The sequence below is a fragment of the Clostridium muellerianum genome (assembly GCF_012926525.1).
Taxonomy (GTDB): Bacteria; Bacillota; Clostridia; order Clostridiales; family Clostridiaceae; genus Clostridium_AM; species Clostridium_AM muellerianum.
Genome location: NZ_JABBNI010000008.1, coordinates 72,861 through 93,749, shown reverse-complemented (window position 1 = coordinate 93,749; position 20,889 = coordinate 72,861). Strand labels below are relative to the sequence as shown.

At 29.1% G+C, this 20,889-nt stretch carries 19 protein-coding genes and 2 pseudogenes; 6 read left to right on the top strand and 15 right to left on the bottom strand.

Going from position 1 to position 20,889, the window contains the following annotated elements; translation table 11 throughout:
• Positions 1 to 9: 9 nt before the first annotated feature.
• From HBE96_RS04000 to HBE96_RS03960, 9 genes are all read right to left on the bottom strand, one after another.
• Complete coding sequence (locus HBE96_RS04000; protein ID WP_169296468.1) at positions 10 to 1,299, bottom strand: cell wall-binding repeat-containing protein; 1,290 nt, start codon at positions 1,297 to 1,299, stop codon at positions 10 to 12.
• Positions 1,300 to 1,393: 94 nt separating this feature from the next.
• A complete protein-coding gene (locus HBE96_RS03995; protein WP_169296467.1) occupies positions 1,394 to 1,546 on the bottom strand; it encodes a FeoB-associated Cys-rich membrane protein in 153 nt (50 codons plus the stop codon).
• Positions 1,547 to 1,580: 34 nt separating this feature from the next.
• The gene (feoB, locus tag HBE96_RS03990) at positions 1,581 to 3,731 is read right to left on the bottom strand and encodes a ferrous iron transport protein B (protein ID WP_169296466.1); all 2,151 of its coding nucleotides are present in this window, start codon (positions 3,729 to 3,731) and stop codon (positions 1,581 to 1,583) included.
• Between the two features lie 15 nt (positions 3,732 to 3,746).
• Entirely contained in the window at positions 3,747 to 3,968 is a 222-nt protein-coding gene (locus HBE96_RS03985) for a FeoA family protein (protein WP_029159555.1), read from the bottom strand.
• 18 nt (positions 3,969 to 3,986) lie between these two features.
• Positions 3,987 to 4,196 carry a FeoA family protein gene (locus tag HBE96_RS03980; protein ID WP_169296465.1) on the bottom strand — a complete coding sequence of 70 codons (210 nt, stop codon included), beginning with the start codon at positions 4,194 to 4,196 and terminating at the stop codon, positions 3,987 to 3,989.
• 73 nt (positions 4,197 to 4,269) lie between these two features.
• Positions 4,270 to 4,875 (bottom strand): DUF3793 family protein, encoded by a 606-nt coding sequence (locus HBE96_RS03975; RefSeq protein ID WP_169296464.1) that lies wholly within the window; start codon positions 4,873 to 4,875, stop codon positions 4,270 to 4,272.
• A gap of 36 nt (positions 4,876 to 4,911) precedes the next feature.
• Positions 4,912 to 5,340 (bottom strand): flavodoxin, encoded by a 429-nt coding sequence (locus HBE96_RS03970; protein ID WP_169296463.1) that lies wholly within the window; start codon positions 5,338 to 5,340, stop codon positions 4,912 to 4,914.
• A gap of 95 nt (positions 5,341 to 5,435) precedes the next feature.
• A complete protein-coding gene (locus HBE96_RS03965) occupies positions 5,436 to 5,918 on the bottom strand; it encodes a Fur family transcriptional regulator (RefSeq protein ID WP_206154823.1) in 483 nt (160 codons plus the stop codon).
• A gap of 293 nt (positions 5,919 to 6,211) precedes the next feature.
• Entirely contained in the window at positions 6,212 to 6,352 is a 141-nt protein-coding gene (locus HBE96_RS03960; protein WP_169296462.1) for a hypothetical protein, read from the bottom strand.
• 335 nt (positions 6,353 to 6,687) lie between these two features.
• Between HBE96_RS03960 and HBE96_RS03955 the strand changes: the two genes are divergently transcribed.
• Positions 6,688 to 7,125, top strand: a complete 438-nt coding sequence (locus tag HBE96_RS03955; RefSeq protein ID WP_169296461.1) for a DUF1259 domain-containing protein — start codon at positions 6,688 to 6,690, stop codon at positions 7,123 to 7,125.
• An 87-nt stretch (positions 7,126 to 7,212) separates the two neighbouring features.
• Here HBE96_RS03955 and HBE96_RS03950 read toward each other — a convergent pair whose 3' ends face one another.
• Positions 7,213 to 8,535, bottom strand: coding sequence for a hemolysin family protein (locus tag HBE96_RS03950; protein ID WP_169296460.1), 1,323 nt, complete (start codon positions 8,533 to 8,535; stop codon positions 7,213 to 7,215).
• An 842-nt stretch (positions 8,536 to 9,377) separates the two neighbouring features.
• On the opposite strand from HBE96_RS03950, the gene HBE96_RS26825 reads away from it, so the two are divergent.
• The 4 genes and pseudogenes from HBE96_RS26825 (at position 9,378) to HBE96_RS03930 (ending at position 12,241) form a co-directional block, all read left to right on the top strand.
• Positions 9,378 to 10,322: a WYL domain-containing protein gene (locus HBE96_RS26825; protein WP_169296459.1), complete on the top strand. Its 945-nt coding sequence runs from the start codon at positions 9,378 to 9,380 to the stop codon at positions 10,320 to 10,322.
• A gap of 114 nt (positions 10,323 to 10,436) precedes the next feature.
• Positions 10,437 to 11,147, top strand: coding sequence for a zinc ribbon domain-containing protein (locus tag HBE96_RS03940; protein ID WP_169296458.1), 711 nt, complete (start codon positions 10,437 to 10,439; stop codon positions 11,145 to 11,147).
• A 29-nt stretch (positions 11,148 to 11,176) separates the two neighbouring features.
• Positions 11,177 to 11,345, top strand: a pseudogene (locus HBE96_RS26185) (VOC family protein); the annotation flags it as partial.
• A 14-nt stretch (positions 11,346 to 11,359) separates the two neighbouring features.
• Positions 11,360 to 12,241: an SPL family radical SAM protein gene (locus tag HBE96_RS03930; protein ID WP_169296457.1), complete on the top strand. Its 882-nt coding sequence runs from the start codon at positions 11,360 to 11,362 to the stop codon at positions 12,239 to 12,241.
• A gap of 435 nt (positions 12,242 to 12,676) precedes the next feature.
• Here HBE96_RS03930 and HBE96_RS03925 read toward each other — a convergent pair whose 3' ends face one another.
• The 5 genes and pseudogenes from HBE96_RS03925 to HBE96_RS03905 form a co-directional block, all read right to left on the bottom strand.
• Positions 12,677 to 12,868: an alpha/beta-type small acid-soluble spore protein gene (locus HBE96_RS03925; RefSeq protein ID WP_169296456.1), complete on the bottom strand. Its 192-nt coding sequence runs from the start codon at positions 12,866 to 12,868 to the stop codon at positions 12,677 to 12,679.
• Positions 12,869 to 13,219: 351 nt separating this feature from the next.
• Positions 13,220 to 14,569 (bottom strand): Kelch repeat-containing protein, encoded by a 1,350-nt coding sequence (locus HBE96_RS03920; RefSeq protein WP_169296455.1) that lies wholly within the window; start codon positions 14,567 to 14,569, stop codon positions 13,220 to 13,222.
• A gap of 304 nt (positions 14,570 to 14,873) precedes the next feature.
• Entirely contained in the window at positions 14,874 to 15,347 is a 474-nt protein-coding gene (locus HBE96_RS26945; RefSeq protein WP_425350701.1) for a flagellin, read from the bottom strand.
• A 1,559-nt stretch (positions 15,348 to 16,906) separates the two neighbouring features.
• Positions 16,907 to 17,357, bottom strand: a pseudogene (locus HBE96_RS26940) (flagellin N-terminal helical domain-containing protein); the annotation flags it as partial.
• Positions 17,358 to 17,597: 240 nt separating this feature from the next.
• A complete protein-coding gene (locus HBE96_RS03905) occupies positions 17,598 to 17,768 on the bottom strand; it encodes a carbon storage regulator (protein WP_169296454.1) in 171 nt (56 codons plus the stop codon).
• A 341-nt stretch (positions 17,769 to 18,109) separates the two neighbouring features.
• On the opposite strand from HBE96_RS03905, the gene HBE96_RS03900 reads away from it, so the two are divergent.
• On the top strand, positions 18,110 to 20,755 hold the full coding sequence (locus HBE96_RS03900; protein ID WP_169296453.1) for a LuxR C-terminal-related transcriptional regulator: 2,646 nt from the start codon (positions 18,110 to 18,112) through the stop codon (positions 20,753 to 20,755).
• The last annotated feature ends 134 nt before the right edge of the window (positions 20,756 to 20,889 follow it).

The following is a 20,889-nucleotide window of genomic DNA, read 5'->3' as shown; positions in this document are numbered from 1 at the left end:
CTATTATTTTTATATATTAAAATTAATATATTCTCCCTGTTTCAAGATTTGAAACTTACTTTTATCAATATCTTTTCCTAAAAATATAGCTAAAACCCTTACTACTCCATCACCATCTTTATCTTCAGCTATGACTTTACCATCATATAGTAATTGATATTCTTTTAAGTTATTTGAACTATTAATAGATGTAAACTTTAAATCATATGTAAATGCGCCTGGAAATGATTGTTCTAAAGATAATGTATAATCAGCTTTAACATTAGAATTATTTGAACCGCCAGAACTACTAGAATTGTTTGATTGATTTGAACTTATACTTTTAATTAAATTATTAATTGTATCATTAGATACAAGTTTTTCTCCTCCTATAGCTATTATAGTACTGTCTTTATTAACTTTAGATTGTATAATGTTTAAAAGTTCTTTATTCGTATTATCGCTAAAAATTATTGGGCTACAATCTTTTGCTGCTAAAGGAGCGGAGGATAATGCATCTGCAAATTGATCAACTCCATTAAAGCTAGCAATAGTTAAATACACACTTTTAAAATTTATACTGTCCCGAAACCTATTTATTACTTTTTGATTACTTTCATAACGATCTTTTCCATATATTCTTTCAAAACTTGGAGCAACTCTTTCCATTTCTAGTGGTACACAAGATTCGCCCCCTATTATATATGCTTTATTTACATTGTTATTTTTTACATAATTTTGTATGCTTTCTTCATTTTCATCTGCTAATAATACAGGCATACTTTTATTAGCTGCTATTGAACTTATAGTTAATGCATCTGAAGGTGCTTTTCCTGAAACTAAAACTATTTCTCTACTTTGTCCAACTTTATCTGCAATAATTTTTGAAGTTTCATATCTGTCCATTCCTCCAAGTCTTTCTATTTGCAACTTTTTAGGTAAGAAATTTTTTATTTTTTCTTCAATTTCACTACTTATAACCCCTTCTTTACCTATAATTGTTATTTTTTTAGGATTTAATCTATTCAATTCTTTCATAACATTTTCATTAATTGCGTTTTTGCTTACTAATAAAATAGGAGCATCATATTTTTTAGCAAGTGTTACTGAACAAAGCGCATCTGGAAAATTTTCTCCATTACACAATATTACATCAGAAGAACTATTCCAGTTATCTTTGCTTATCATTGCAGAAGTCTCATACCTATCTTTTCCAAAAATTCTTTTCTCATTTAATTTGTATGAAGAATCTGCAAAAACAGTAGATGAACAAAATATCAATATTATCATTGCTAAACTTCCAATTTTCTTTGAACTCATATTAAACCTCCTTATATAATCTGTTTAATAAAAATATAAACATAAAATAAGGACCCTTGGATTTACCATTAGTCCTTATTTTGTATTTTATATTTTACTTTTTACTATGACATACACTAGATGAAGAGCAGTTACTGCAACCACAGCCACAACCGCTTTCTCCATTTTTAGCCTTTTTAACTTGCTTTACTATAACCAAAACCATTAATGCAAATATAATACCTGCTATTAAAACTGTTGCTACCATAAAAACTCACTCCTTATCCTTAATTTAAAATATATTATCTTGTATAGCTTACCTGTCCTTTAATTTCTTTCTTCATAGATCTTTTTCCTGTAGTTATAGCTATTGCAACTACTGCAATTGCTACTATTATTGAAATTATAGCCCCACTTAAAGTTCCTTTACCTATGATGAAACTACCAACTTGATTTATAACAAGTGCAGTTATATAAGCTGTAAAAGTTTGAAATCCTAAAGTAATCCAAGTCCATTTCCATGAACCCATTTCACGTCTTATTGCACCAATTGCTGCAAAACAAGGAGCGCAAAGCATATTAAATACTACAAAGGCAAAAGCACTAGCAACTGTAAACATCGCTGCAACGTTTGTTACAAGAGCTGGAGTATCTTCTGCTGCATCAGCTATACCATATAAAACTCCAAAAGTTCCAACAACATTTTCCTTAGCAACTAAACCAGTAACTGTTGCAACAGCTGATTGCCAAGTACCAAATCCAAGAGGTTTAAAAATAGGAGCTATTGCAGTTCCAATACTTGCGAGCATACTTTCCCCTGCATCAACCATAGCAAGTGACCAATTAAATGATTGTAAAAACCATATTACACCACAAGAAACAAAAATTATTGTACCTGCTTTAATAATAAATGCTTTTCCTCTATCCCACATATGCATTAAAACACCTTTAGCACTTGGAATGTGATATTGTGGAAGTTCCATAACAAATGGTGAAGGTTCACCAGAAAATAATTTAGTTTTCTTTAATATAATTCCGCAAATGATAATCATTATTATTCCTAAAAAATAAGCTGCTGGTGCTACCCAAGAGGCTCCACCAAAAAGTGCTCCCGCAATTAATGCAATAATTGGTAATTTAGCACTACAAGGTATAAAAGTTGTTAACATTATTGTCATTTTTCTATCTCTATCATTTTCCATAGTACGAGTTGCCATAACACCTGGAACACCGCACCCTGAACTAATTAACATTGGTATAAAAGATTTTCCTGAAAGTCCAAACTTACGGAAAACTCTATCCATAATAAAAGCAACTCTTGCCATATATCCACAATCTTCTAAAATTGATAATAGTAAGAATAAAACCATTATTTGTGGAACAAACCCAAGTACTGATCCAACTCCGCCAATTATTCCATCTACTACTAATCCTTGTAACCAATCAGCAACATGTGCACTTGCTAACCAATTTGAAACATTACCTTGAATGATATTTGCAAATAACGTATCATTTACCCAATCAGTCATTGCAGTTCCAATTGTACTTATTGCTATGTAGTATACTCCAAACATAATAGCTGCAAAAATTGGTAGCGCTAGAAAACGATTTGTAACAATTTTGTCTATCTTATCTGAAGTTGTTTCACTTCCCTTTCTATTCTTTTTAATAGATTTTGAAACCACATCTCCTATAAAAGCATATCTATCTCCTGTAACAATACTTTCACTATCATCATCTAGTTCAGCTTCGTATTTTTGTATTATAGTTTCTATTTCATCTAATATACTTTTTGAGATATTTAACTTTTCAATTATATTTTCATCACGTTCAAAAAGTTTGATAGTAAGCCAGGTCGTTTCAATTCCTTCATGTGGAATACTTTTTATAATAATTTTTTCTATTTCTTGAAAAGCACTTTTGGCTTCCTTTGAGAAATTTAATTCAAAAGCTGGTTTATTCTTATTCTTTGCAATTTCAATTGCTTTTTTCGCAGCAGCTAAGACACCACTGCCTTTAAGAGCAGATGTTTCAACAACTGGACAGCCAAGAGTTTTTGATAACTTATCTATATCAATTTTATCTCCATTTTTTTCTATAACATCCATCATGTTAAGTGCTATAACTGTTGGGATTCCAAGTTCTAAAATTTGAGTTGTTAAATATAGATTTCTTTCAATATTCGATGCATCCACTATATTAATTACTGCATCTGGTTTATCATTTATCATAAAATTACGTGTTACCACTTCTTCTAAGGTATATGGTGATAAAGAATAAATACCTGGTAAATCTACAATTTCAACATCTTTGTTTCCTTTTAGCTTACCACCTTTTTTTTCAACTGTTACTCCAGGCCAGTTACCAACATACTGTGATGAACCTGTAAGTTCATTAAACATAGTTGTCTTTCCACAGTTTGGATTACCGGCAAGTCCTATTTTGATTGTCATTTTCATTCCTCCTTATTACTCTACAAGAATCATTTCTGCATCGGCTTTACGAATTGATAATTCATAGCCACGAATGGTTAATTCTATAGGATCTCCAAGTGGGGCTACCTTACGTACATAAATTTCACAGCCTCTTGTAATGCCCATATCCATAATACGTCTGCGAACAGCTCCTACTCCGTCAATTTTCTTAACCTTAATGGTCTGTCCACACTTTATTTCTTTTAATGTGCTCATTAAAATGACCTCCCTTGTCTAAACTATTATTCGACTTGCCATGCTTTTATCCAAGGCAATCCTGCTGTCTTTAATATTTATTATTATGTTTCCACCAATTTCCGAAACAATTTTAACGGTTTCTCCAACTACAAATCCTAGACTATTTAAAAATCTCCTTGTCTCATCATTACCAAGTATTTTTCTAATATTCATTTCATTTCCTTTACACGCTAATATTAATGGCATAGTCCTTTCCTCCTTCATCATATCTTACACACTTAAATCTCCACTTTCAGGAAAAATTCTTGATCATACTAATTTAACTTTTTAACAATTCTGTTGGTTTAATACCCTGCATCATTAATTTCATGATAGTACATTTTATTTCATCATACTTATTAAAAATAGCTTTAGCCTTTTTAATATCATGATATACTTTCCAATATCCTGTCATTTTACATTCAGCATTAGGACAATCAATAAAAGATACTACATCTTCTACTGGGTATCCTAAGAAAATACCAATTTCATGAGGACACATATGTTCAAATCTTTTACTTAGAAGAGTTAAACACTGTTCGACACTCATATTTTCATTGTATCCAAACCTCTTTAAGAACTCTATGTTCTTAATTTCTCTTACATTAATCCTAACTTTTTCTTTATTGAAAAATAACACTATTGTACTTTTCTCATTCCTTTTTAATTCAAAGTAATCAATATCTAATCTCTCTTTAACTTCATTTTTATATTTTTCCCATATGCTGTTTAAATTTCTATTATTCTTACCAAAAGTAATTAAAGAAGATGCTTTATGTTTTTTTATAGTTGGTCCTGCACTACACACTATTACCGAAAATAAATATTCTAGGTCATCATAATTGTTTGTAATAATAAAAAATTTTTTCAACTCTTCTTTACTCATAAAACATCCTCCATTACTTTATGTTTAATATATTTCTTAAGCCTTTGTTAAAAGTTTACCTAACTCCTTGCATTTTTCAATGTCTTCTTCATCTGGTTCATTATTAATTATAAGTCCATCTTCTATAATTCTTGCTCCATAGGATTCCATTCTTTCTTGCCAGTCAGTCATCCATTCACCATTACCCCATCCATATGAACCAAATAATGCAGTATCCTTACCTTCAATTGCATCTGAAATTGATTCAACAAATGGTTCCATTTCAGATTCTTCAAGCTGTTCTGTTCCCATAGATGGGCATCCAAAAGCTACTGCATCTGCTTTTAAAACATCTTCTACCTTTGCTCCTTGTACACTAAGTAACTTCACATTTGCACCTTCTGACTTTGCACCATCCATAACACCTATTGCCATATTCTCTGTATTACCTGTACCACTCCAGTAAATAATTACTACATTTTTCAAATTAGTCTCCTCCTTATAAAGCATTTTAGATAAGCACTGATGTACTTTATCCATTTATATATTGAATTATTTTAAACTAACTATTTATCATATTGTCAACCATCTCTTCCTTTGTTAGAATTCCTATTTGATATGATTTGTTTTTTACATTTTTCACATATTACTGATAACACAATACTTGTACTATTAATCATAATTTTTCGTTCTTGCTTAATATTTTTTATTAGTTCTTTGAAATTCTCTGCTAATTTCTCTCTTTTTATGTCAACCACTCTATTACATTTTATACACTTTGCATGTACATCAATTTCTCCCATAGCTTGTAATTCATAATAACTTATATTAGCCGTGTTAATTCTTTTTATTACTCCAACAGTTTCTAATATCATAAGATTTCTATATACTGTACTAAGCCCTATTTTTTTATGTTTTACTTTTTCATATATTTCATCAGCATTCATATGTACATCATTTTCATACATTATCTTTATAATCTCGCATCTTTGCTTTGTAATCTTATATCCACTATTTATTAACTTCTCACTTATGTAACTTATATCAGTAGTTCTTTTTTTCATATATATCACTACTTTCCAAAATTAAATACTTTAAATATAAAAAATCTCTTTTGTTATTCACACTACATATACTCTATTTATTTTATCTAAGCTCAAATTTGCCAAAGTGACATAGATAATCATTCTCAATCATTTCTTGAAAAAATAAATATATCCCCAGTATTATTTATATATTTTAATTACTGACAAATATCATTATCACACCAATCAATATAAATATCCTTTTCTATTTACAGTTTAATCAAAATGTATTACTAACTAACCACAACCACTATAATATTCAACTTAATTATCTATCTTTTCAAATACCCACTTTGTTTCAAATATTTAAGTTCTATCTCTATAACTGAAACATCTGTTTTGAAAAATTCAGCCATTTCTTTTAAAGAATAATTGCTATGATTTTTTACTAAGTTTAAAAGTCCAATAATCATAAAGTTCACCCTCTTTCTTCATCTAAAATAACTCTATTATTTTGAAATTTAACTTACATAATAACCAATCAAGAATATTATCTTTAATCGCTTCTCTATTGATAATGATAATCAAATTCAATTGTTTTGTCAATACATAATCGAAAAATTATATTTTATTTATAATATATTGCGTAAATATATAAGCATTTTAATAAAAATATAAAGCATTTTTATTATGCACATTTTTTGATGTTGACCATAGTATATTATTGGGTTAAACACTTAAGTCTACATAGAAAATCAAACTCAAACTAAAATTTGATTTTCTACAAAATAACTAAGGGGTGAATAAAATGAGTAACCATTCACATTGTAAATCTAATTCTCTTTGTAAAGAATTTGCCAAAATACTTGGAGCAGAAATTATAACTTCTAACAAACGCGTTTGTGCTGTAGGTTTTAATAGAAATATACGTGCACGAATACTTGGTAGAAGAACTCGTTCTCCATTAGCTTTATCTGCATTATTTTCTTTTGATATTAGATCAATGGATGAAGCTGGAAATGCACTCAATTTAGGAGAAACTGTTATTCTTGAGGAAGAAGTTAATGACTTTATTACTGCACTTAGAAGAGAAGGTTTATTAGTTACTGCACTTCATAATCATTGGTTATTTGATAGACCAAGACTTATGTATATTCATTTCGAATCTATTGATAAACCTTTAGATTTTGCAAGAAAAGTAGCTAGAGCTCTTCGTGTTTTAAGAACTACTCAGAACCAGTGTTAAATTATCCTTGTAATATAATATTAGCAGCAAAAATAAAACTTTTTGCTGCTAATTGATTATATTTTCTAATAAACAAAGAAGCCCATATTAGGCTTCTTTTGTCATACAAACTTTTACTTTTTCAACTCTTCTATCTTTTACTTCTTCAATTCTAAATATTATATTTTTATAATTAACAGCTTTTTGTTCGCCATTATGTGGTATATGACCTAATAAATCTACCACAAAACCACCTATAGTATCAGAATACTCTGAAGTTAACTTCAAATTAAGATAATTATTCAGGTTATCAACTGATATAGAACCATTAACAACAAAGGTATCATTGTCAATTTTTTTAATATCTGGCTCATTATCATCATATTCATCATCTATTTCACCCATAACTTCTTCTATAAGATCTTCTATAGTTGCTATTCCTGAAAATCCACCATATTCATCTATTAACACTGCCATATGATTTCTAGTAGTTTGAAGTTCTTTAAATAGCTCATCAATATTCTTAGTTTCAAGCACAAAATATGGTGTATGAAGCATTTTCCTTATGTCAATATCCTTATGCTCATTTTTATGGATTTCAATAAACAAATCTTTCATATACAAAATTCCTATTATATTATCAGTATCATTTTCATATACAGGAATTCTTGAATATTTTTCTTCCATTAACTTATCCATAAGTTCGTCATGTGGAGTATTTACATTAATTAAAAATACATCCGTTCGTGGTGTCATAACTTCTTTAGCTACTTTATCGTCAAATTCAAATATACCATTTATCATCTGCTTTTCTGTCTCATTAATAACACCATATTCTCTTCCAACTTCAACTAATGATCTTATTTCTTCCTTAGATATGGTTTCTTGTGTATTTTTTTTATCTAATCCAAATACTTTAACTAAGACATTTGTAGATCCAGAAAGCAGCTTTACAAAAGGTGAAGTAATTTTAGATAGAAACACAATTACTCCTATAGACCTCATTGCAAATACATCTGGTTTTTGTAGAGCTATCCTTTTTGGAAATAGTTCACCAAACACTAATGTTACATAGGATAATACAATAGTTATAATAACTATTGATATCTGGCTGCTGTAAGGCACACCAATATTAGATAAAAATCCTGTAAACTTGTTTGCTATACCTGTAGAAGCCGATGCACTAGAAAGAAACGCTGCAAGAGTAATCCCTACTTGAATAGTAGATAACGCTTTTGTTGGTTCCTTAATAAATTTTTCTAAAAGTTGAGCTTTTTTATTTCCTTCTTTCGCCATTAACTTAATCTTATTCTTATTAACTGATACCAGTGCTATCTCAGCTAAAGAAAAAAATGCGTTGATTAATGTTAAAATAGCTATTAAAATAAATTGCCCCATTATACTCGGGTCGGGACTAGGGTCTGATTCCATATTAATAATTCCTCCTCAAATGTAATATATCCTAAGTATAATAATAACATAAAAGTTTAAATTTATCTAGTCAAGCATGTAAAAGGAATTTAAATTTTAACTTAGTATAATAAGCATAATGCGACGCAAGTAACCGAAGAAACGTTAAGCTGTATTCCGGCTGATATATGTTGTGCAGGAATACAGCTTAACGTTTCTTCTTACTTCAGTCTACATATATACTATTATCCCTATTATATTAAAAGCGTAGCTTCTATAATAATTATTTTTTATTTATATATTTTAATTTAGTTATTCTAATCACAACTTAAGGCGTAGCCTGTAAGTAGTAGGTTTATTTCCAGTTTTAAATCTATGTGTTATATAGTGTTTTGCTTGATTCTTTTCAATTTTCACAATTATATTATACTAAAATGAATATTTTTTGAGTTATCTTTCTATCCTGAAGGCTGCCGCCTGAATTTTTAAGATCTAAATTATAAAATTATCAATATTAATATGTACAACTGAAGTTACTAGTTTTGATTTTAACTTTTATGTAGGGATATAGGATAAGCGTTTACTCACATTAGCTAAATTGTTTCCTTATTAGTCTTAGCGAGAAGTTAAGGAAAGCCTTAGAACTTTAGCCTTGTTTGAGGGAACCGAGTTTGGCAAAGTTCTTAGGTTTTCATTAACTTTGAGCTTTAGACTAATTGAAAACATTTAGCAGTGAGTAAACGCTTATCCTATATCACGTAGTAAAAGTTAAAATCAAAACTTTCACTGCACTTTGCTTCGCATTATTTTTAAATTTGGTATAATAAAGAAAATACTTAAAACATATGGAGGATTAACATTCTGTGAAAATTAATAGATTACTAGCAATTGTTGTTACACTTTTAAATAGGAAAAAAATATCTGCAGCAGAGCTTGCTGAGAAATTTGAAGTTTCTGTAAGGACAATTTATAGAGACATTGAAGCAATTAACATGTCTGGAATCCCCATAGTTTCTCAAGCTGGAAATAATGGAGGTTTTTGTATTTTAGATAATTATAAAATTAGTCATCAATTTCTAACATTAGAGGATATGATTTCTATAGTAGATGCTTTAAAAAATATGAACAAATTTATAAATGATAAAAAAGTTGAAATAGCCATTGAAAAAGTAAAAAGTATTGTACCTGATGAAAAAAAGTCAATATTTGATATGCATTTTCAACAAATGGTAATAGATAATTCTCCCTGGGGTTTTAAAAAATGCGAAGATGAAGTTTTAAAATATAAAACTGTACAATATGCGTTAGAAAATAAAAAATGCCTCTCCTTTGATTATAGAAATTCAAAAGGTGAACATGACTTTCGGAAAGTTGAACCATTAACTCTTGTTTTTAAAGGTTTTTACTGGTACTTATTTTCTTTCTGCAATTTAAGAAATGATTATAGGTTGTTCAAATTATCAAGAATGGAAAATTTAAAACTCCTGGATGAAGAAATACAAGCAAATAGAATCTCATATAAGGAATATATGAATGATAATAAAGTCCAAAGAATACCTGTAAGAGTTAAGTTAAAATTCTCTCCAAAGGTTAGATATAGAATAGAAGATTCATTTCATAAGGATGAAATGAAGTTTGAAAAAGATGGAAGTATAATTATAGACACATATTTTTTCGAAGATGAATGGGTTTATTCTATGATTTTAAGCTATGGAGAATACGTGGAAGTTATAGAACCTAATCATATAAGAGAAATTATAAAGGACAAATGTAAAAAAATCAGCCTTTTGTATTCAAACCTGACATAATGTTGTCAAAGTATTCCTATATAATAAAACCATAGATCACAAGGGTAGTAGTTTGGATTTTAACTTTTACTTTGTGATATAGCCAATTTTAATAAATCGATAAGGAGAAAATTTATGGAACAAAAATATTGTCAAAGCTGTGGAATGCCCATGAACGAAGAGGTTTATGGCACTGAAATAAATAATGAAAAAAACAAGGAATACTGTATTTACTGCTATGAAAATGGTGCTTTTACGCAGCCGGATTTAACTATGGAACAAATGATAGATGCATGTATGCCTTTTATGAAAGATAAAGGTATGGATGAAAATGAAGCAAGAAACCTAATGAAAAATTGTTTACCTGCTTTAAAAAGATGGAGAAAAGAAGAGCCCAAAACAAGAATAACAGAAAAAAATAAGATGATAATAGTTGGAAAAGAAATAAGAACCACCAACAAAGATGGTGAGTGTATAAAAGCAATTTCAGAGCTTTGGAAGGAGTTTAGTGATAAAAAATTTGGAGATGAAATATTAAACAAAACAAATCCTGATGAAATTTTAGGTTTATATTGTGATTATGAAAATAAAGAATTTGGACTATACTCTTTTATAATTGGATATGAAGTTAGTGATATAAACTCTATACCTCAAGACATGACATATAAAATATTACCTTCTTCAAAATACTGTATAGTTACTGCTAAAGATAAAATCGGAGCTGCTTGGTCTTACATATGGAACTCAAATCTTCAAAGGACCTATAGTGGAGATTTTGAGCTTTATGGTAAGAAATATGATGGCATCGAAAATTCTGAAGTAGATATATATGTAGCTGTAAAATAATTTATTGCGGAAGGATTAAATCATAAGAAAATAATTGTTTACCTAGCTTCATAGTAAATCATATTGATTTACTTTAAAAAAACTAAAAAATTAAATTGTACAATTGTTTTTCCCTTAACAGTTATAGGTGAAAATAAAGTTTTAGAATTTACAGATAGTGAAGGAAATAATATAGAAATTACTTGTCCTATATATTAATAAGAGGTATTTGTATGATAAGAGAAATAAATGCAAAAACAATTCTGATTACAAGTAAAAATCCTAGTGCCTGGTTTGGTGTTAAATACACTATGAATATTTACAGAGGCTGCCAGCATGGATGCATATATTGTGATTCCCGCAGCGAATGTTACCAAATTGAAAATTTTGATGACATTGATATTAAAATAAATGCAGTAGAATTATTAAAAAGAGAACTTTCAAGAAAAAGAATAAAGGGTACAATTGGAACTGGTGCTATGAGTGATCCATATATGCCTATTGAAAAAAAATATAAACTTACACAAAAATCTCTTCAGGTAATTGCTGATAATCATTATCCTGTTCATATTACTACAAAAAGTAATATTATTTTAAGGGATATAGATATACTTCAGGAAATAAATAATGTATATGCTCAAGTTGCTATTACAATTACTACTTTTAATGACTTGCTTTCACAAAAAATAGAACCTAGGGCTCCAGTATCGTCTGATAGGTTTAAAGCACTAGGAATACTTTCAAGTTTAGGTATACATGCTGGTATAACCATGATGCCAATACTTCCTTTCATTGAAGACAATGAAGAAAATATAATTAAAATTATAAAAATGGCAAAATACTATGGTGTTAAATTCATTTATCCTGCTTTTGGAATGACATTAAGAGACAGACAAAGGGATTATTACTATTCTAAGCTAGATGAATTATTTCCAAATTTGAGATCTAAATATGAAAAAAGATTTAAAAATTATTATTCCTGCAGTGCTAATAATGCAGCTAAACTTAAAAATATCTTTCTTGAAAACTGTTATAAATATGGCATTTCCACTAAAATGCCTTCATACGAAAGCAAATTATCAAGTATTCAGCTTAGTTTTTTAAATAAAAAATAGTTATGCTTAAAATAACTACTCAACTTTCGCAGTTTAAAAATATTGCAAAGCAAGTAACCGAAGTAACTAGTTTGGATTTTGACTTTTACGTAGGAATATATAATAAGTGTTTCATCACATTAGCTAAATTGTTTTTTTATTATTCTTAGCGATAAGTTCATGAAAGCCTTAGAACTTTAGCCTTGTTTGAGGGAACCGAGTTTGGCAAAGTTCTTAGGTTTTCATGAACTTTGAGCTTAGAATAATTAAAAACATTTAGCAGTGATGAAACACTTATTATATATCACGTAGTAAAAGTTAAAATTCAAACTACCACTGTACTTTAATATCTAGTTGCGTCGCACTATGCTTATATTAAGTCAAAATTGTATGTGCGAAAGTTGAGTAACTAAAACAAAAGCCAGATAGTAAATGACCTATCTGGCTTTAAATATATTATAGTCCTTTTTCGTAAGCTTCAACCATTTTCTTAACCATATTTCCACCTATTGAGCCAGCTTCTCTTGAAGTCAAATCTCCATTGTAGCCCTGTTTTAAGTTAACTCCTACTTCTGCTGCTGATTCCATTTTGAATTTGTTTAATCCCTCTTTAGCTTCTGGTACTAAAACTCTATTATTGTTTGACATAGTATATTCCTCCTCTTTAATAAGATTTGTACTACACTTTATGGTCTTATTTTGCGTTTTTTGAAAAGAATTATTCCAGGAAACTAAAGGCACTTTTGAGCTATATAATTTCTATTGTCAAAATATATAAATTTAAAAACTTCAGTTATGAAATTTTTAAATTTATACTCTCTATTTAATATAAAAAATAATTTATAGGCTATTTCATCAAAACTTAATGAAAACACTTACCCAGTTTTATAGAATGGGTTTTTAAAAAATTTTTAAGCTAATTTTAGTTTCACAAAGATGTCTTCTAACACAATATTTTATTTTGAATTTTTGTATATGTATGACAGCCTCTTCTTAAAACTAATTATTATAACTTTTCACTTCATATTCCATTATCTTATCAAAGGGTATATATAATTGTCTTGATAAGAATGGTTTAACATTATAGTTCTTGTCCATTATGTAATAAGCTTTTGCTGCTCCACCTGATCTATCATTATACCAAGTTAAAAATGAACTAAGTCCTGATGATGATAAATCATATTCCTGGATTTCTCCATTAATCATTTTTATTTCCAGAATAGCCCTATTCCCCATTTGCTTAGGGTTTGTGGGTATTGAAGATGCTGCTAGTGTTGCAGCTGCTTCATTTGAATTTGCACTTTCTGAAGTTCCAGTTACTGCTGTTACAACATAATAATAGGTTTTACCATTTGTTACATTTGTATCAGTATAAACATTTGTTGTTACATTTCCTATTTGTGTATATGGTCCACCAGCTGTTTCTGATCTTTTTATATTGTAAGTTGTTGCTCCTTCAACTGAATTCCATGAAAGATTAACTTTTGCATCAGTAGATGTTGCAGTTAGTGCCACCATGGGTATTGGGGGTAGTGTATATTTTTCCATAGTATTTAGAAGATTCTCGCTTCCATCACAATCCTGACCACCTATTACATATATTTCATCATTCAATGTTGCTATTCCTGGACAACGCCTAGCTGTACTCATAGGGGTTTTTATTGTCCGTTTATCTGTTGCTAGATCATATTCCTCAACTGAATTTAAAAAACTACTACCATTGCAACCACCTATTGCATATACTTTACCATTCAATGATGCTACTCCCATATTAAACCTAGATGTGCTCATTGGCTTTTTTGTTGTCCATTTATCTGTTGTTGGATCATATTCCTGAACTGAATTTATACCACTACCTATTGCATATATTTTACCATTTAATGATGTTGCTCCTACTCCATCCATAGGTACGCTCATGGGTGCTTTTGTTGTCCATTTATCTGTTGCTGGATCATATTCCTCAACTAAATTTAATCTACTACTATTCCCATTGTGACCACCCATTGCATATATTTTACCATTTAATGATGCTACTCCTACTCCACACCTAGGTACACTCATGGGCTGTTTTGTTGTCCATTTATCTGTTGCTGGATCATATTCTTCAACTAAATTTAAAACACTACCATTATAACCACCTATTGCATATATTTTACCATTTAATGATGTTACTCCTAGTTCATACCTAGACACCTTCATGGGTGTTTTTGTTGTCCATTTATCTGTCGCTGGGTCATATTCCTCAACTAAGTTTAAACCAATAGCAAAACCACTACCATCGTAACCACCCATTGCATATATTTTACCATTTAATGATACTGCCCCTAGACCACTTCTAGCTACACTCATAGATGCCTTCGTTGTCCAAGTACCTAAGTTACCTTCAGCAAAAGCATAACTGGAAAATGAAAATGCACAAATAAATCCTAATAAAACTGATAAAAAAGCCTATTTATTCCTTTTAACTTCATAATTTCTCTCCCTATATATTGTATTTCTTACCGCTAATTATATCTACTATGGTTACATACTAAATTTAAAGGGCTGCCGAATTAAGAAATTTACATACAATAATATTGTAGTATTTATTCTTATTGCGACAGTCCCTTTTTTCAGAGGAAACCCTCTGTATTTCTTTAATCTATATTTAAAATTATCTTAATAACTGAAGAACTTGTTCAGGCTGTGATTTAGCTTGTGCTATCATTGCTTGAGAAGCTTGGCTAAGTATATTACTCTTTGAATATGTCATCATTTCATTAGCCATATCAGTATCTCTGATTCTTGATTCAGCTGCTGATAAGTTTTCAGAAGATGTATTCAAGTTATTTATTGTATGCTCAAGTCTGTTTTGCATTGCACCTAGCTTACCTCTTTCAGTTGAAACCATTGCTAGTGCTTTATCTAATACAGATATAGCATGTGTTGCATGATCATGATCTGATACATCTAATCCTGCTTCCACTACCACATCATCTGTTCCATTAGTTACTTCTGCTTTTTTAGAAGAAGTGAAAGTTGGTAAAGATGCTCCACCACTTAAACTTGTTGTTGTAGTACCTGATAATTTTGATGCATCAATTGAATCATTTGCAGCATCATCTGCTTTTACAGTAAACTTTGTCATATCTAAATATGTTGGTTTGTTATCATCCTTATTAGCTGATGAAATTAATTTTTGTATATCATCTGAAGTGAAAGTTTTACCCTTATCTAAAGTAAGAGTTAATGTCTTACCATCATTAGAAAATACTGCTGTTGAATCTTCTCCTGCATTTGCAGACTGTTTAATTTCTATAGCAATATTTCCATCTGCTCCATTACCTTTACCTGCATCAATTGTAAAGCTGTTGTCACCTATTTTTACAGCACTTGCTTTTGCTGCTGTTGCTACTGTTGTTGTTGATGTTGTTGTTGATGCTGATTTAGCAGCAGTTACAGCTACTTCCCATGCATCATTAGCTTGTGGCGAACTTACCTTTGACATATCTAATTCAAGTCCATCAACAGTAACCTTCTTGTTAGCATCCAATGTAAGATCTGTAACATTTCCATCACCTTTATCAATAGTAAACTTAGTTCCATTATTTACTATTTTCCATGTTGCATCTGATTTCCCAGTATATTTTGTTTGATCTGTAACACTTATCTCACCACTATTACCATGTGTTTTTTTAGCTGTAGCAGTTGATGCTGTTGATGTTGACACTGATACTGATCCTGCTGGTGCATCTGATCCCGATACAGAAGTTAATGTTGTAAATCCAAGTTTTCCTGCTACTCCAGTATCTGAACCTGTTAAATCAACTTTTTCAGTTGATCCTTTTCCTACAGAACTAATGCTAAGTTTACCTGATGCTGAATCTATTGAAACTTTATATTTGTCTTTTAAACTTGATACTGCATCAATATCTTTTTGTAATGCATCAACTACACTATCCCCATTAGTTTTAAGATCATAAGTAGTAGATGTACTTAATGCTTTTACATTAGTAAGCGCTACTGCTTGTCCGTTAACTTTAATACCACTATTTAAATCTGATGTCATATTTACTGAACTTGCTAAAGCAGCATCTGCTGCCTTCACAGCTTCTTTTGCTGATCCTGCTGCTCCTTTTGATGATCCTGCTGCTGATGCTGCTGTTATTTTTTGTGAAATTCCAAGTGCTTCCGCTCTCATATCTCCAATAGTTATTGAAAATGCTTGTCCCTCATTTGCACCTATTTGTAATACTGTTTTAAATTGGCTTTTTGCTGGTGTTGTTGTACTTGGTGTTGCTGCTGGTGCATCTGATCCTGATACAGAAGTTAATGTTGTAAATCCAAGTTTTCCTGCTACTCCAGTATCTGAACCTGTTAAATCAACTTTTTCAGTTGATCCTTTTCCTACAGAACTAATGCTAAGTTTACCTGATGCTGAATCTATTGAAACTTTATATTTGTCTTTTAAACTTGATACTGCATCAATATCTTTTTGTAATGCATCAACTACACTATCCCCATTAGTTTTAAGATCATAAGTAGTAGATGTACTTAATGCTTTTACATTAGTAAGCGCTACTGCTTGTCCGTTAACTTTAATACCACTATTTAAATCTGATGTCATATTTACTGAACTTGCTAAAGCAGCATCTGCTGCCTTCACAGCTTCTTTTGCTGATCCTGCTGATGCACCTGCTCCTGCACTTGCTGCTGTACCTAACTTACTAGTATCAACGTCTCCACCTTGTAAAACTTTTTGCTTGTTGAATTCAGTTGTGTTTCCTATTCTATTAATTTCAGAAGTTAATTGATTTATTTCCTGTTGAATTGAACTAGTATCTTCTTTAGTGTTTGTACCATTGGCTGCTTGAGTTGCTAATTCTTTCATTCTTTGAAGAATACTATGTTCTTCATTTAAAGCACCTTCAGCAGTTTGAATCATTGAAATACCATCTTGTGAGTTTCTTGATGCTTGATCTAAGCCTCTGATTTGTCCTCTCATTTTTTCTGATATAGCAAGACCTGCTGCATCATCTCCAGCTCTGTTTATTCTTAAACCTGAGCTTAATTTTTCCATTGACTTTCCTGCTGCACCTATATTAGAATTCATCATTCTGTGAGCATTCATTGCGTTTAAATTGTGATTAATTATCATTATAAAACCCTCCCTGTGAGCTTAAATTTTGTGGACTTCCCTGTTCCACTTTTTCTTTTTAGTTTAAATATTGTAATTTGTACTTATAGGTTCTAAATATGAACTTAATTACATCGGTTATTAAAAAATTTCATATAACACTATGTAAGCTTGTACTTATTATTAAAACCTTTAATGAACAAATTATATGTAAACAATGGTTTAAAAATCACCCATTGCTTGCATATGATTTGTTTAAAACTAATCGAATTTGTCTTTATAATCTGCATATAATTCTTCACGAGAAATTGGCATATATTTTGGTGCTTCAATAGCAAGCCTAGTTGCACCAGAATTACTTTTCATTACAGTTATTTTTATATCATTACCTATTATGATAGATTCGCCTTGTTTTCTTCCTACTACTAACATATTTTTTCCTCCTTGAAATGTAGTGTTCTTTGGTATGTGCTTATATTAGCATTCAATTTAACATGAAGATATTGTCCAAAAGTTTAATTTAAGGTGTATTAGTAAAATTATTCTTTAGGAACCAAAAGTTCTATATTCATATATACCAATTCTTTATAAGTACATCTTTGGTTCTATTTCAAAAAAAGTACTTCTTTGGTATACTATTAAATGCGTAAAAGTTAATATGGAACTTTCTTTTTTATAGTATATTTTTGGTATTTTCCTTATAAATATTAAAAATTTACCTACAATAATTAAAAAGGTTACCTATGATAATTAGTTATGCCAAGGAGGAAAAAATGAATTCAGCAGTAGCTATTCTTAATAAAATAGATGAAATAAGTTATGAAGATGATTTAGTAATTAGATATGACTTGTTTAAGCTTTTAGATCAAGTTGTTTCAAAAAAATTAACCTTTATCCATGGACCAGCAGGTTATGGTAAAACAACATTAGTTTCATCATGGATTGAAAGAAATGATTATTCTTCAAATGCACTATGGATAAATATACAAAAGAATAAATGTGAAGCCATTGACTTTTGGTATCCTATAATAGAAGTATTAGAAAGATATCTATCTATGACCATAAGTGATAAAAAACAATTCATTAATAATAGTGAATTATTATTTTCAAAATTATCAGAGCTTATGGAAAGTATTTTAAATGCTAAAAAACATGTATTTATAGTAATTGATAATTTTGAACTTCTTAAAGAAAAAAATATTTTTGAAAGAGCTATAAATAGCTACTTTTTAATACCTGATAATATGCATTTTATTTTGTTATCAAGAACTCTTCCAGTTTTAGGGTTTAGTGAATTAAAACTGAATAACACTTTTTTAGAAGTAAATGTTTATGATTTAAAATTTACTTCTAAAGAAACTAAATATTTTTTTAATGAAATTTACAATCTCAATTTAGATAATAAAGAAATTAATCAAATTTCGTCATTTGCAGAAGGCTGGCCAAGTATTTTAAAATTATTAGCACTAGATTTACATGGTAAAAGTTTGTTTATGCACACTATAGAAAACATATTTAATAACAATTATTCCATATATGAATATATTGATAGGGAAATATTCCATGATTTAGATACGGATATACAGAATTTTATGATTAAAACATCTATCCTAAATAATTTAAATTATAAATTATGTACATATTTAGTGGACAAGGCTTCTAACATAGATATACTTGAATTTCTACTTAAAAGCAACATTATTACTAAATCTAACGAAACAGGAATTTTAAAATATCATCCACTGTTAAAATCTTTCCTAAAAGATAAACTTTTTAAAGAAGATTTTAGTATTATAAAAAGTTTATATGTTAAAGCTGCTAATTGGTGTACTAAAAATCATATGGAAATCGACGCCTTTGAATACTATTTAGAAATTCATGAATATGCAGAATGTCTTGAAATCTTAGAAAAAAATTTAAACATTTTTTTATCAAATGGAGAATTCATAAAACTAATCTATGTTGTTGAAAAGTTACCAATAGACATTCTTCTAAAAGAACCTACTATAGTAATTTACTACTGTCTTGCTTTGGCTTTAACTGGAAAATTGGACAGAGATGAATCCATACTATTTTTAAAAGGAATTGATATTAATAGTGATCATTTTAAGGATTTTTCTCACGAAATACTTTTTATTAGAGTTGCAAGTGCCATTGTACGTCTTGATTTAGAGTATGGATTATCTTTAGCAAAAAATTATACTGAATCACAGCCTACTCTTGAATTATTCAAAGAAATTGCTAATGCAAGTTTAGGAGATCTTTATTTTTTCGTAGGTGATTTTGATAAGTCTGAAGCATATTATAAAGAATATACTATATATCTTCATAAAAAACAAAATATTTATCTTTATTTTACTGCTAAATATAGAATTGGACTTAATAAATTGTTAGCTGGAAATTTGTATGAAGCAGGCAAAATATTTAGAGATAATCTTAATAAAATACTGTATACTGATAAACCTTTAAATTATATAGCTGATGAATTTTATGAAGGTCTTGCAAAAATCAATTATGAATTAAATGACCTGGATAAATCGCTATATTATATAAATAAAGCTATTAATTTAACTTTAATGAGCAATCAATATGATGACTTAATTGGTGAATATACTCTTCTTTCAAAAATACTAATTGAACAAAACAAAACAGATGAAGCTTTTGATATAGTTCTTAAAATAAATGATTTAGTTAATAAATATAATAATACCTTTTTACTTTCTCTAAATATTTATCATATAGTAATTCTGTTAGATAAAATGGATAAGATGGACATTGCTAAAAATTTGATGCTTAAATTTTTTCCTGTAAAAAGAAGTATAGATTATTTTGCATATGAGTCCCAGCATTTTGCAGTTGCATTTATTCTTTTTAAAGAGAATAAATTAGATTCAGCAATAGATTTATTAAATAAAATGAAAGATTCTATTTTTAATTCTAAAAGATTAACAAGTCAAATAGAATTTTTGATTTTAATGTCAATAATTAAATATACTAATGGTGATAAAAAAGAGGCTTTGGTAAACTTAAAACAAGCTTTAAACATAGGATTTCCCAAACATTATCAAAGAATTTTCTTTGACTATGCTTATTACATAAAAAATATAGTTATAGATTTGAACGACTCAAATATAATATTAGATGAAGAAACAAAGAGTCATATTTGCAAATTACTTAAATATATGAACTCCATGAATGATTTTGGTAATACAAAAGAATTAGACGCAAATGATCCTTTAAGTAAAAGAGAAAAAGAAGTGCTTCAACTGGTAGCAGAGGGTATGTCTAATATTGAAATATCTCAAAAAATATACATATCAGAAAGTACAGTAAAAAAACATCTAAATAACATTTTCAACAAGCTCAATGCTAAAAATAGAGCTCAAGCAATAAAATTTTATAATACATGTTATGTATAATCTGTTTATAAATACAATTTGTATAATATGTATTTTACCTATATCATATATAAATACACTAAATCTTAATAATTAAGTTTTAGTGTATTTTACATTTCTATAATAATCATTATTCTTCAAAGCTAAATTACAAT